Source organism: Bradyrhizobium sp. Leo78, from assembly GCF_059512425.1.
The window spans coordinates 1-360 of record NZ_JCAMOT010000303.1 but is presented as its reverse complement, the minus strand read 5'-3'; the positions used below and the strand labels follow the sequence as shown (position 1 = coordinate 360).

Sequence of the window (360 nt, the reverse complement as noted above, 5' to 3'; positions counted from 1 at the left end):
AGATGGCATTTTCCTTGAAGATACCGAGTGCCCGGGCCATGTCGCCGATTTCGTCGTAGCGCTGCTCGCCAGAGATGCTGGTATCCAGCGCGCCTTCGGCGATGCGGCGCATGGCGCCGGTGATCTGACTGATCGGCCGCTGCAGCGTCAGCACCAGGGCGATGCCGCCGAGGATCGACAGAAGGATGCCGAGGCCGGTGGTCATGACGGAGATGCTGTTTGCCTGGGTGCGCTCGGTGCCGGCCGTCTGCTTCTGCAGTTCGGCGAAATCGGTGAGCTTCTTCCAGATCTCGTCGAGTTCCTGTCGCGCCGCGGCATAGGCCGTCACGCGCTCGCCGATCGTATCGACAATCTTCGAAC

1 protein-coding gene is annotated in these 360 nt (G+C 63.1%); it reads right to left on the bottom strand.

From position 1 onward, the window contains the following. A partial coding sequence (locus tag AC5ZG1_RS44800) for a HAMP domain-containing protein (protein ID WP_496136628.1) occupies positions 1-360 on the bottom strand: 360 nt, incomplete at both ends.